General features: G+C 40.9%; 12 protein-coding genes. 4 read left to right on the plus strand and 8 right to left on the minus strand.

Annotated features, from left to right (window positions below; all coding sequences use genetic code 11):
* Positions 1–48: 48 nt before the first annotated feature.
* Positions 49–786, minus strand: coding sequence for a phosphocholine cytidylyltransferase family protein (locus L6773_RS18075; RefSeq protein WP_237855928.1), 738 nt, complete (start codon positions 784–786; stop codon positions 49–51).
* Between the two features lie 27 nt (positions 787–813).
* On the minus strand, positions 814–2,133 hold the full coding sequence (locus L6773_RS18080) for an inositol-3-phosphate synthase (RefSeq protein WP_237855929.1): 1,320 nt from the start codon (positions 2,131–2,133) through the stop codon (positions 814–816).
* Positions 2,134–2,335: 202 nt separating this feature from the next.
* Here L6773_RS18080 and L6773_RS18085 point away from each other — a divergent pair, with 202 nt between their 5' ends.
* Entirely contained in the window at positions 2,336–3,772 is a 1,437-nt protein-coding gene (locus tag L6773_RS18085) for a lipopolysaccharide biosynthesis protein (protein ID WP_237855930.1), read from the plus strand.
* On the opposite strand, the gene L6773_RS18090 is transcribed toward L6773_RS18085, so the two are convergent.
* From L6773_RS18090 to L6773_RS18105, 4 genes are all read right to left on the minus strand, one after another.
* Positions 3,769–4,665, minus strand: coding sequence for a sulfotransferase family protein (locus L6773_RS18090; protein ID WP_237855931.1), 897 nt, complete (start codon positions 4,663–4,665; stop codon positions 3,769–3,771). The genes L6773_RS18085 and L6773_RS18090 overlap by 4 nt on opposite strands.
* A 35-nt stretch (positions 4,666–4,700) precedes the next feature.
* A complete protein-coding gene (locus L6773_RS18095) occupies positions 4,701–5,705 on the minus strand; it encodes a sulfotransferase family protein (RefSeq protein ID WP_255727789.1) in 1,005 nt (334 codons plus the stop codon).
* Between the two features lie 38 nt (positions 5,706–5,743).
* Complete coding sequence (locus L6773_RS18100; protein WP_237855933.1) at positions 5,744–6,913, minus strand: CDP-glycerol glycerophosphotransferase family protein; 1,170 nt, start codon at positions 6,911–6,913, stop codon at positions 5,744–5,746.
* Between the two features lie 70 nt (positions 6,914–6,983).
* Positions 6,984–8,099 carry a glycosyltransferase gene (locus tag L6773_RS18105; RefSeq protein WP_237855934.1) on the minus strand — a complete coding sequence of 372 codons (1,116 nt, stop codon included), beginning with the start codon at positions 8,097–8,099 and terminating at the stop codon, positions 6,984–6,986.
* Between the two features lie 87 nt (positions 8,100–8,186).
* Between L6773_RS18105 and L6773_RS18110 the strand changes: the two genes are divergently transcribed.
* Together L6773_RS18110 and L6773_RS18115 are read left to right on the plus strand one after the other, a co-directional pair.
* On the plus strand, positions 8,187–8,669 hold the full coding sequence (locus L6773_RS18110; protein ID WP_237855936.1) for a hypothetical protein: 483 nt from the start codon (positions 8,187–8,189) through the stop codon (positions 8,667–8,669).
* Positions 8,669–9,757, plus strand: a complete 1,089-nt coding sequence (locus L6773_RS18115) for an HTTM domain-containing protein (RefSeq protein WP_237855937.1) — start codon at positions 8,669–8,671, stop codon at positions 9,755–9,757. The genes L6773_RS18110 and L6773_RS18115 overlap by 1 nt, the downstream gene beginning before the upstream one ends.
* Positions 9,758–9,829: 72 nt before the next feature.
* Here L6773_RS18115 and L6773_RS18120 read toward each other — a convergent pair whose 3' ends face one another.
* Entirely contained in the window at positions 9,830–10,720 is an 891-nt protein-coding gene (locus L6773_RS18120) for a hypothetical protein (RefSeq protein ID WP_237855938.1), read from the minus strand.
* Between the two features lie 5 nt (positions 10,721–10,725).
* The gene (locus tag L6773_RS18125; protein ID WP_237855939.1) at positions 10,726–11,229 is read right to left on the minus strand and encodes a hypothetical protein; all 504 of its coding nucleotides are present in this window, start codon (positions 11,227–11,229) and stop codon (positions 10,726–10,728) included.
* Between the two features lie 465 nt (positions 11,230–11,694).
* On the opposite strand from L6773_RS18125, the gene L6773_RS18130 reads away from it, so the two are divergent.
* A complete protein-coding gene (locus L6773_RS18130) occupies positions 11,695–12,867 on the plus strand; it encodes a glycosyltransferase (protein ID WP_237855940.1) in 1,173 nt (390 codons plus the stop codon).
* The last annotated feature ends 209 nt before the right edge of the window (positions 12,868–13,076 follow it).

Below are 13,076 nucleotides of genomic sequence, written 5' to 3' on the forward strand. Positions count from 1 at the left end.
ACCCTAATCACTTTATATTGAAGGGTTGAAATTATTAATCTCTATCTCTTAAACTTCGGCGGGGATTTCTGTATTAAGTATCTTTTCGGCGTGTTCGAGCATTTCAGGTGTATCAACATCCTGCCAGAATGCATTTCCAATATCGAGAGTGTGCATTTTGTTTTTATTTGCTAATGCCTGAATCCCATCCGATAGCGACGCATCACCTTGTTTTTTAAATACTTTTTTGATTTCATTTAGCAAACTCGGTGTACATACAAAAACACCGGTATCTACGCAGTTGAAATCGGTAATCTCTTTCCCGATTGAGTGGATGCGGCCATTTTGGGAATCGACTTTGGTAGCGTCATCCATGTCAAAAATCTCATCCAATTTGAAATCTACAAGAAGGGTTGCACCATTTTCGGGCGGTACGTGTTCTTTTGCCAACAACATCATTTCATCCGAAAGGATATGATCTGCCATTGTGAGGATAAAATTCCCTTCAACAAATGGTTCTGCAGCCAAAACAGAAATGCCATTACTCAAATCATACTGTTCATTGCGGGCAAATTCTATGGGCAGGTCACCGGTATAAGATTCCAGAATATCCTCTTTGATTTGTTCGAATCCGTAGCCGAGAACAATTACTACGCGACTGCATCCTGCAATCTTTAAACTGCGGATGGTGCGATAGATCAGAGGAATTCCATTTACGTTGGTGAGTGGTTTTAGATCTGTATCATCATCAGTACCTGCCAGGCGTGACCCAAAGCCGGCTGCTAAAATTATACCTGTCTTCTTCATATAAGATGTTTGCCCGAACAACGGTTTTTACGTGTAACTTTCAAAATTTTCTGAAAGGTGGGTAATCGGTTCTTCGCCCCCCATAACTCGAAGCGTATTCTTCAATCTAAAATGTTGTATGAAAATATCATGTTCGGGGATATGCCCGTCTTCCACCTGCGGACTTTTAAAATAGAAACTTAACCACTCCTGAATTCCTTTTTTACCTTTTCGTTTCGCAAGGTCTAAGAACAGTGCCAAATCGAGTACAATCGGAGCGGCAAGAATGGAATCACGGCAGAGAAAATTAACTTTGATCTGCATAGGGTATCCCATCCAACCAAAAATGTCGATGTTATCCCATCCCTCTTTCTCATCTCCGGATGGTGGATAATAGTTGATGCGTACTTTGTGATAAAGATCCTCGTACAGATCGTTGTATATATCCGGTTGTAGAATTGTATCCAGAACGCCTGTTTTTGAAACCTCTTTAGTTCTGAAACTTTCAGGATCATCGAGAACTTCACCATCCCGGTTTCCTAAAATATTCGTTGAAAACCACCCCTTTATTCCAAGCATTCGTGTTTTAAAGCCGGGAGCCAGGATTGTTTTCATCAATGTTTGGCCGGTTTTAAAGTCCTTACCTGCAATTGGAATCTCTTTCTGAATGGCAAGTTGTGTAAGCGCCGGGACATCAGCTGAAAGATTGGGAGCACCATTGGCATAGGGTACACCTTCCATGATAGCTGCATATGCGTAGAGTTGAGAGGGAGAGATCGATTCATCATTATTTTTTAAACCCTCTTCAAATGCTTCGATCGACATATGACAGGACGATGGCGACATAAAAACCTCGGTAGATCCGCACCAAACCATTACAGCTCGTTCGGCACCGGTCTCCTTAATTTTATTTTGGATATCCGTTCGAAGCTGATCGGTCAGGTCTTTCTTCGTTGTAAACTCTTTTACATTATCGCCAATAAGCTTTTTCACATATTTCTGCTCAAAAGCAGCAGGCATTGGTTCTATTCCTTTCAGGAAATCAGAAATTGGTTCAATATCCTCCGATTTCAACACTTGAGCACGTTTACAAGCCTCATAAGCGTTATCAGGAATGACATCCCACCCGCCAAAAGTCAGATCATCCAAATCAACCAGTGGAAGAAAATCTTTAATCAGTGGGCTCCGATTCTCAGATCGAGCTCCCAATCGAATCGTCTGCATCTGGGTGAGCGACCCGATTGGCTTGGAAAGTCCTTTTCTTATCGATTCAACGCCGGCAATAAAAGTGGTACCAACAGCACCCATGCCGGGTGTCAAAACTAAGAGCTTCCCATGTGATTGTGATTTTTGGTTGTTTTCTGACATCGTATTTATTTAAGTGAAGTTTTTTTCGCTGCGCAAAGATAAAGAATTTGAGCTTGTTATTTAAATATATCAGCAGAAATTTTATCTGTACATTGAGTCGAAATTTGCTATCTCAGAATTTCTATTCCTCTCAACTTCCCCCTATATTTGCACACTTAAAAAATTCACGAAATAACATCTGAATCGATGATTATAAACGAAAATGAGTGATCGCCCCTTTGCCCGCAGAGTAGCGTCATCGGTGTTATACAGCGGTGTGGGTTCTGTTTCAGCCCGCCTGTTGAATGCAGTTGCTCTTTTCTATACGCTTAAAGTTATTTCTGAAGAACAGTTCGGAATTGCTGCACTCGCACTGGCCTTTTTTAGTACTACAAAAGCGCTAACGGAACTGGGTCTTGGTACGGCAATAGTTCAAGAAAAAAGGATCGGACGAACTCAGATCGATTCACTGTTTTGGACCAGTTTTCTGCTATCCGTTGTCGTGTACTTTATCCTGTTCATTGCTTCCCCTTTTATCGCTTCATTTTATAATACTCCCGTGCTTTCCTCTATGATCAGGGTATACATGCTGGGTATTATAGCATTCAGTTTTTATATGATATCGAGCAAACTCCTGATGCGGGATCTTGAGTTTAAGAAACTGGCCATTAGTGATAATGTGGCACTGGCTTCCTCGGCGGGATTGATGATCTACCTGGCATATGCCGGTTTTGGTGCATGGGCCATTATTCTTGCTGAACTGGCAAATAAAGTGGGGCAGATGCTATTCTGTATGGTCTTCAAGCCGTATTGGCCGCGTCTGAGTTATAGTTACAACCAGGTGAAAGGACTCATAGAGTTTGGAATGTTTACTACCGGATCAAACTTTTTCCAAAAATTCTATATGAATGCCGACTATCTGATTATCGGGAAGTTCTTTTCTATGGAATTGGTTGGAATCTATTCCTTTGCCTACCGACTTGTTTTTGATACGGTTAAGGAATTGGCCAATGTGATCAACAGGGTGGCTTACCCGGCTTTTGCTAAACTTCAGTACGAGATTCCAAGACTTCGAAACTACTTCTTTACGATGTCCCGAGCCAGTATGCTGCTGGTAGGGACGGTGATGGTAATTATCGGGGTGTACATCGACTGGTTTCTGCCATTTGTAGGTTATGAAAAATGGTTACCGGCAGTTCCCTACATGAGAATTTTTGTGGTTGTAGGTATCATTCAATGTCTTGTAACGCTTCTTCCGAAACTCATTAATGCCAAAGGTGAAGCAAGATTTATTTTCTATTACACTTCTGCCAATGCCATATTGCTGCCAGCCGGGTTTTTAATAACTGCACAATTCAGCATGATGGCCGTAGCCCTTGTCTGGCTTACGGTATATCCCCTCGCCTCCATCGTTTTGATCTACTTCGGTTCCAAACTTACGGAAACGAATGCCTTGACTTTCGGCCTGAAAAGCATTGCCGCTTTTGGAACTCTAATACCGTTAGCGGCTTTGGCTTATGCTGTTAGGTACGGAATAAACGCAATTTTTGGAGAGGCTAGCCTGCTGCTGATTGTACTTGCATCCCTGTTTGTATTTGCAGTGGCTGCAACCGTAATCTGGTTTCGTGAAAAAGATGCAATCCAGGCTATTCGAAGCTAAACCGAAAAGTCATAATCTTTCAGAAACTCATATTTTTGACTTCTCTCGGCAACCTGGTCAACCATCTCTTTTGGCCATTCAATTTTATTTCGGCTGTTTGAAGGAGAGTTGAATACCTTATCAGCCGCAGCTTTGATGTAAACGTCGTATGGCTCTACTTCAAGAAACTCAATCAGCGTTGTGAGGGATTGCTCCGGTTCTTCAATGAACTGCTCGTGGGTAAGCTCGCACCATTCCTCTTTCGCAACCTCGGATCTCAATTTCGCATTTGCTTCTACACGCTTGAAGTAATCATCAATCGCTTCCTGGAGAGTTGGTTTGACGGAATACTTTCGTTTATGAGTGGCGATATTATCTAGCGGATGACGAACAATATGTATTAGTTTGATAGGCAACTGCATTTTTTTTCGCAGCTTTTCTATAATATCCGGCTTAGCCTGCAAATGCCGTGAAGAACCTCCTCCTTTTTTGTCACCTATGACTCGTAATCGACGATAGCGGCCCTGCCAAAGTCCTTCTACGGCATAATCGTATCCGGTCCATTCGCGGCCTTTTCCCGTAAAGACCTTGTCCTTATGAAGAATCATCGAAAAGATCTGTTCGCGGCTAAAGCCGGCTCTCAGGTAGCGAAGTGCATCCAGTTCGTGAGAGATAACCACTTCGGGATGAGCATCCAGAAGCGATCCCACGAGTGTATGACCGCTGCGGGGATAGCCAATAAACATGCAGTAACGCTCAATTTCATCATAATCCCATTTGAAATGAGAATTTAAAACCTTGCTTTTTACATAATGCCACGGCACACCGAGATCAGCTTGGAGGTCTCTTCGTTCAAACCCCATAGCATCGGATGCGGCTGTTATCTGTTCACCTATTTTTTGAAATACACCCACGTCGTCAATTCTTTGTTCTTTTGAGTTCGTTATAATTAAAATTTAAATGTATGAGGATCTATATATCCTTCTTGTCTTGAACGGGTAATAGCTGCCCGGGCAGATCTGCTGTAATCAACAGCTTTCCATAACAGTTTTATGGGAAAAGGAAGAGACTTTACGTTCGATGTTTTAAAATTCATCTTTTTAAGATAATCACCAGCTGTGTTTTCAATCAACGCAATTTGCCAATTCGTTAAGGCAGATTTCCAATCCTCATTCCTGTTCTTTTGAATCGGTTTTAGTGTCCGCTTTTTCCAGGATGTTTCACCGTCGGCAAATCCTGTTTCATCCCGATCATAATAGTTTAGCATCTGTTTCTCAAAAGATACGCCTAAAAAATCACAAATTTTTTGAAGAACACCTTCGGCATCCGCAATTAAATCGCTGTAACGAATCATCAGGTACTGTTTTTTATCAAGTTCTTGCTGTAGTTGTTCGTGAACCCGGACATATTTTTTCCAGCGCTTCGTTGATACAAGTACAGAGGGGGAACCAAATTGAGCTTTAATCTCTGAATATGCTTTGGCTCTTGGATCTCTAAACAGGGAAATGATTTTTGCACTTGGATAGGCATCCAATATATCAGGCACATGAAGCATGTGGCGCGGTGTTTTTTCGCCGATAATTAATTTATCACGCTCAACCCTGTACATGGTGAGCTGGAGCGTAAATAGCTCGAGAGGATTTGCGAGGTTCAAATTTTCGGCGAGTTTTAATACTTCCCCCTTTTGTAAATTCAAATCCCGAATTCGGGTTTTTTGATCGTACCAGAAATCTATAACTCTTTCTCTGAAGTCGGTTCTTCTGTTAGTGCTTTTAAATTCTTTTTGCAGGTGTTGATAGGAATTAAAGAAATGGGTTTCGGGCGGTACTATCACTTCGCTGTGGCTGCTGAGCATGCTTTGCAGAAGGGTTGACCCGGACCTGCTCGTACCCAGGACAAAGAATATCCGGTTCTTGGTATTATGTAAATCTTCTAATGTAATTGTGGGGGTCAAACTTCAAATAATCATTCAGTGTTCAGATAGGGTCTCTATCAATTTTCGACAAGCTCTTTAACAGCATTCCAGGTGCGTTCGCAACTTTTTCCATCGGCTGATAGCATATGTTTATCAAGATATTCCTCTGCTGCCTGTTCACAGCAATGAGGATGTTCCAGTCCTTCAATGATCTGGTCCATCATCGTATCAAAATCATGGGCAAGCAAACCGCCGTTATCCTCGGGAGAATATTTCCAGATGAACTTCACCGAATCTACTTTTTTCTTTCGGATTCCAAAGAGTGTTTTATTGAGCCACATGAACGATTCATCTTTACTTTTTACGGGATAAATATGAACCGTGGGACGTTTTGTGGCATAAAATAAATTTGCAATGCTGCTGAAATTAGTGACCAGAACATCGGCTACCTGTAGATCCAAAAAATTGTCGGGATTATGGTCTTTATATTTCAGCATTACATTGCTGTAGCTGGTTTCAAGCTGTTGTAAAAACTCCAGGTAGTGATGTTCAAAACGAAAAGAATCGTGAAGACGAAGAATAACATTTACATTCCTTTCCTGTAAATCAGAGAGTAGTTTGTTAAAAAGCGTATCATCATCCCCCCAGTGAGAAAAAACCTCTCCATAATGCCATGTCGGGGCAATTAATACCGTTTTTCGGTTCACCACATCAAATGGATAGTAGGGTTGAAGATCTTCTTTTGGGACATCTTTTTGTAAATAATCATGACTGGCGGAACCAAGTGTTAGGCAGTTCTCAGGATGAAATCCACTGATATTACTGCGATGTTCAAAATCAATTGGGCCAAAGCACTGCCATTTAATGTTCGGGTTGGGTTCTTTCATGCTGCCCCAGGTAAGTCCGATATTTCGATGAATCCACTTCCATTCCACTTCATCATTAGGGCCTTTCCATCCATATCCGTGCCATAGAACCAACGCTTTAGGACTGATTTTACGCAACGGGATATTGTTATCCATGATCGTAATATCGGGTTCAAACCCCTTAATACCCCGGAGGGGACTCATTTTTGTTGAACTTTTTAAGTCAATATCAATATTCCAGAAATCAAAGATCCCTTCTTTTGTAAATTTTTCAGCATCGTTTAAAATAACTTTTACTTCAGACTGGGTGTTATCGGTGAGATATTTTGTGAAGCTCAGTAAGTCTGCCCCAAAGGTGGTAGCATAGATCAGTATCTTCATTAAATCTATTTAGAATGACAATTGATGGCTTATAAAGCTAAGAAATTAAGCTATCACAAAACAGGTGGGGTCAGGCTGTTATGGAGTCGTAAATGTTTTCCACTTCCTCAACCATCCGTGTAACACTGTATTGCTTTTCCACCAGTGCTAGGGCATTTCTTTGAATGTTATTTAGATCGTACTCTCCCTCTATAATTAATTTTAGAGTTTTCGTGAGGCCATCTACATCTTTTTCATCAAACAAAAAACCAGTTTCTTGATCTATAACTGCTTCCGGTATGGCTGCATGATTTGAGGCAACTACCAAAGTTCCCTTTGCCATTGCTTCCAAAATGGTGTTAGGCAGGCCTTCCATATCACCATCAGACGCCGTGGTACTTGGAACCAGCATTATACTGTGTTGATTGTGAGCTTCCATAATCTTCTCAATGGGTTGATAACCATGAAAGTGTACAGAACGGCCGATGCCTAATTGTTCTGAATATTTTTTTAGGGATTGTTCGAGAGGCCCATATCCGTAGATGTTTAGCTGGGGATTCATACCAATCTTGCAAAGATTTGATACAGCCTCAATAGCATACTTGAATCCTTTTTTTTCAACCATTCGCCCCACCATCATTATTTTTTGGGGTGCCGGCGAATTTTCATGGTACTGAAACTTCTTTAAATCCAAACCAAAACGAACGACGGATATATTATTGCGGGGAAAACCAAGGGCAGTCAGTTGGGATTTCATAAAATCTGTTGCTGCAATAAAGTGATCGCCACGGGCAGCAAGTTTCTTGTAGCGTCGTTTCCAGCCAAACTCTGAAGGAAGACGGGATACATCACTCCCGTAAAAGCTGGTAATCAAAGGTATTTCGTGCTTGTTTGCCAGGCCTGTGAGTTTGTAGGCATCATACCCAAAGTGAGCGTGAATAAGGGCCGGTTGTAGATTTTTTAATGTTTTATCATAAAAGGGCAGGGGCATGTTGGTATGAAAAGCAGCCGTATTGATCCAGGACTCAAGACCATTTTTCGGTACCGCACATAGTTCTAATTTTTCAGTGAATGCTCTCTCTCGGTAACAGAGTGCAACTGGTTTATATCTGACATGATTTTGCACCAGTCGGGCGATAAATGTTTCCGAAGGATTCAGAAAATTTGTTTTATAGTGTAGTACTTTTTGCAAAATAATTTCAGGCAAGAAGAATATTTGAGTAGTTTTCGAAAAATAGCCAATTAAACTTGGTTATAAAATCTCACTTAGGACCTGGAAACCGGGAGAAAACAGATGCAGCCGAAAACCATTAAGCGCATTTTTCTTTTTTTTATCATATACCTGCCGATTCAGTACGCACTGGTGGGAGTTATTGGGTTGAATGGTAGTGAACCCTGGCCTGCTTTCGTTTTCCCGGGATTTAAGAGTGTTTTCGCAACGGAGGATAATGTTGAGATAGATGAAGCAAGATTTTTTGCTATTACAAATAACGATCAGCAGAAGAGAACAGAGATAGCCCCGTCACATCTTTTTGAGGGATTGCCGGCATCACAACTCCAGGGATTTTTGAGGAGCAATTTCAACAAACAAAAAGAGTTCAGCGATGAAGCTAAACAATGGTTTCGGGATCAGCTTGAACGGTTGTACCCTGGCCAATCCTTTTCATCACTCAGTGTAGAGTGGGGAGTTGTCACCTATCGACAAGAGGGCAGTTCCGTGAGTTTGATTGATCGGGAGACTACTGAAACATTCACGATCTCTTTGGATACGGAGTAATGGAATCGACCAAAAAGAACAGATTTTCGAACTGGATTTTCAATTCGTTTTCAGTGTCGGCAGAAGGGTTGGCACTTTACAGGATTTTTGCTGCCCTGTTTTTATTGCTTTTCCTCTTACCGGCCACTCAGATATATAGCTTTTTAGGGTCACTTCCTGCGGATTTCTTCAACCCACCTCCCGGCCCGATGGGGTTGTTTCAAGAATTTCCGTCCGAAATGGTTTTCTATGCAATGCATTATCTGCTGATTGCTTCGCTCATATCTCTCTTGGTTGGATTTAAAACTAAATTTTCATCAATCGTTGCAGGTGTCTTGTTCCTCTCTTTGAAAGGATTTTTCTACAGCGTTGGTAAAATCAATCACGATCTGTTAATCGCTGTTGTGCCGTTGGTTATGGCATTTAGCGGGTGGGGCAAATCACTCTCTGTAGATTCATTGATGAAATCAAAATCCTATACTGATCATGAGGTCCAAAATTGGCCTCTGGTGTTATTAGCATTGATGCTTGGTTTTATGATGTTTACCGCTGGATTCCCGAAGATTTTAGGTGGATGGTTGGATGTCGGCACTCAGGCTACTTATGGGCACTACTTCAAGCAGTTTTTCCTGAACGGACGTCAAGATCTGCTGGCATCACACGCCTTGGCCATTGAAAATAAAATTGCATGGGAGTTGCTTGATTATGGGACGGTTGTGTTTGAAACTGGTTTCCTGCTGGCAATTATGCATCCCAAATCAACCAGGGTTTTTGTATGCTTAGCAGTGATCTTTCATTTTTCTACGATGGTTTTGCTGAACATCGCTTTCCTTCCAAACTTTTTAGCATATGCCGTCTTCCTGAACTGGACATTCATTCATCAAAAATCAAAAGAGTTCTTTTCATCTGCAAAGTCTGCTCCGGTAGTACTAATTTTTCTATTTTTTGGTGTAATTTTGGCAATAGTATTTATAGCCAACCGCTTTGGAGTTCCGGACCTGAATTCTGATCTAAGAACTTCAGAATTTTACCTCTTACTCACTGCATTACCCATAGCGCTGTACTACCTGGGTTCACAAATTTATCAGCCTAACACTTTTACGAGTTAGGCCCCTTCAGGTGGCGGGGATAGAGCTATAACTGGTAAACGCTTTAAGTCTATAAAAAGGTTTGATTGAGGATTAAACCATTTTTTGAATCCAGGCGGGTGTTGAACTTACAGACCGATCGATCATTTTGTACCAGGGAAATCCAATCAGAATTAATTCCAAGACAAATGCATCAAACCGGATATTCATACTTAACGTGATTCCGAAATGCATTAAAATGAGAAGAGAGATGGTATAGGGGCGCAATTTTTTCCACCAGGCTGTAAAACCAATCAACTCTGTAAGCCATCCAAAAAGAAGAATCATTGAGGATAACAGGGTACTGCTTAGTGCTAATTGTTGTAAGAAATTCAATTGAAAGCTTCCCTCACGTGAAAGAATGTCAACACTTTTTTCACTAATCCAAAGCCAAAGGTGTCTGCCGTCGAACCAGTTGAAACCAGTGCCAATCAGTTTCGAAAAAAATGCGGAGGTATAACCTAAGCCTACGAAGAAGATGATAGCCCCCAAAACAAAACGCGGCATTTTTTGCTTATCAGAGAAGAATATAGAACCAACAGCCAGGCAAAAAACTGATAAACCAATCATGTTTTGGCTGTGGGGTATTTCACCCTGTGAATATCGAATAACATACTGTAAATGCAGCAGGAAAAAGACTACTGCATAGAGCCATTTAGGCCCTTTTCTGAAAAATCCAAAAATTCCCAGGATTGAGGTCAGAAATGCTATAAAAAGTGGAATATTGTGATCAAATAGGTAGGAGACATCGAAATAGTTTGCAAGACCAAGCGACAGTACAACTTCTGAGTTATGAAGCTTTGTATAGAGTCCCCATGACCATGAATAGTAAATGGTATAGAGAAGGATAAAAAGCTCAAAAAACTTGAAAAAGATAAGTTCTCCGGGTGTAACCCTCCTGTTGGGTTCAAATAGTTGATTGCCAATTTTTTCGTACCAGCGCATCGTATCTATTCCTCTCCGTTGAAATATTCCGATTTGTCTAAAGTTGGATTCATGCGAACGGTATCGGCAGTGACTAACAGGAACGGTTTAATTTCCACGATAACGGAATCCTCTTGAACAAGCTGTCCACGAACTTTTGAAGCCATCCAGCGTTGTGAGCCGAGTCTATTCTGTCCAAACATGTAGCGCAAAGCTTCTCTTCGTTCCGGTGTCCAGTTTTCTGTTTTAGATATAAAGTTAGAAAAATCAATTTGGTCAATACCATGCTCTTTTAGCGGTACAGGTTCTGCAAATCGATTATATAAGGAGTGAGTTTCCCAAATTTGGTCGTCCGGCAGATCTGTTACATCCAAAACCATTGCGCGTGTCCATGGATTACCGGCCTGGGAGAACATAGGATAGATACTAAAAGGCCAAAATTCCCCTTTGTGTGATGCAACAAGTACTGCATAGAGTACAAATATTACACCGATGATTTTAATCCCTTTTTTAGAGAATGAATTATCCATTTGATTTTTACACTTCGGTGGTTAATTCTTACCCTTGAACGAGTAGAACTTTACGGGCGTCGTTTCAGTTTAAAATCTTTACAAGTACAAATATATTCTTTCGGTTGATTATCTCACAATATCAGGATGAATCAATTGGGATTTTTTACTTTATCTTATGCTTCGTTATGATGAATAGAATCATTTGCTAATTTTATTTGTCTCACTTATTGTAGTTCAGTTTATCTTTATGCTGCAAAATTGTTCGATGTAATTGAGTCGAAAGGTCAGTATTGTTGATTTATTTATCATAAATAGCAGTTTATTTAATCATATTTGTCAACAGTTATCTTTCGTTTAAGCTTTTAAGTAAGCAAATTTATAATTTGAGTTTAAAAAGGGGGCAATGAAAAAGCTCATATTCGCTACTCTTAAAAACGTGGCTCTACGTATTTACTATTCCAATACATATAAGGTTTTCTGTAGATGAAAATAATCGATGTAGCTGAATTTTATACTGATCAGGGTGGCGGGGTAAAAACCTATATTAATCAAAAACTTAAAGCGGCTAATCGATTGGGTCATGAGATGGTTATTATTGCTCCCAATACAGAACCAGGAGAGGAAGAACGGTTTGGAGGACGAGTTATCTGGGTTCAGGGACCACGATTACCATTAGATCCACGATATACGATCTTATGGCGGCAAAAGGAAGTTCACAAAATTATCGACCGCGAAAAACCGGATGTGGTAGAAGGATCCTCGGCTTGGACCGGTGGATGGTTTGCAGGACAGTGGAAGGGTGATGCGGTTAAAACACTTATTTTTCACCAAGATCCCGTTGCAGTTTATCCACACACATTTCTCGGTAACTTCTTTTCTTTAGATCGGATCGATCGGCTTTTTAGCTTCTATTGGCGGTTCTTGAAGAAATTGAGCAATAAATATGATGCAACGATTGTTAGCGGAGACTGGCTTGAAAACAGGCTGAAGAAATACAATATCCATAATCCTGTTTCAATTCCGTTTGGGATTGATAAAAACTTTTTTTCTCCGGAAAGAAGAGACTCAGAATTAAGATCTAAAATTTTAAAAGAGCTGGGATTACCTGAAGAAGCTCACCTGTTGATTTCTGTCAGTCGTCATCACCCCGAAAAGAGACTCAGCACGATTATTGATGGTTTTAAAATCGCATCAGAAAATAAGCCGATGGGTTTGATTATTTTTGGAGGCGGACCGATTAAAAAATGGATTGAATTTAAAGTCAAAGATGTTGAAAACATTCAGTTAATGGGTTTTACGTCCAATCGGTCCGAACTTGCTGATATTATGGCTAGCTGCGATTACTTTGTTCATGGATCTGCCGCGGAAACATTCGGGCTTGTAGTTGCAGAAGCTATCTGCAGCGGACTCCCGATTGTTGTACCCGACAGCGGTGGAGGTACAGACCTGGCGGATCCGGATTATGCAGAGATTTATGAAACCGGTAATAATACCAGCCTTGCTGAAGCTTTGTTGAGAGTTACCGGGCGCGATCGCAGTCATCTAACTAATTGTTGCGCGAACGCTGCAATAGAATCTATCCGAACAGTTGATGAACATTTCAACCATCTTTTTTCGTTTTATAAAAAGCTGATTGATGAGAAAGAGGGTGTTTGATTTACGTAGACCCTCAGTGCGAATAACTTTATTGTAAATTATATGAATGTGTATCCGAAGACGTTAAAGTTCGTAGAGAAGTTTAATAACAGCATGTTAAATGAACGCGTTTACCGGTTAGATTATGATTAAAAGGGTCCTTTCAGAGTGCGATAGCTCCTGAAAGAGTCCCTTGCCATGAAGTCGAACTCTGCGAGGACCTGTCGGAC

Origin of the sequence: Rhodohalobacter sulfatireducens, assembly GCF_022012475.1 — a bacterium.
Classification (GTDB): domain Bacteria; phylum Bacteroidota; class Rhodothermia; order Balneolales; family Balneolaceae; genus Rhodohalobacter; species Rhodohalobacter sulfatireducens.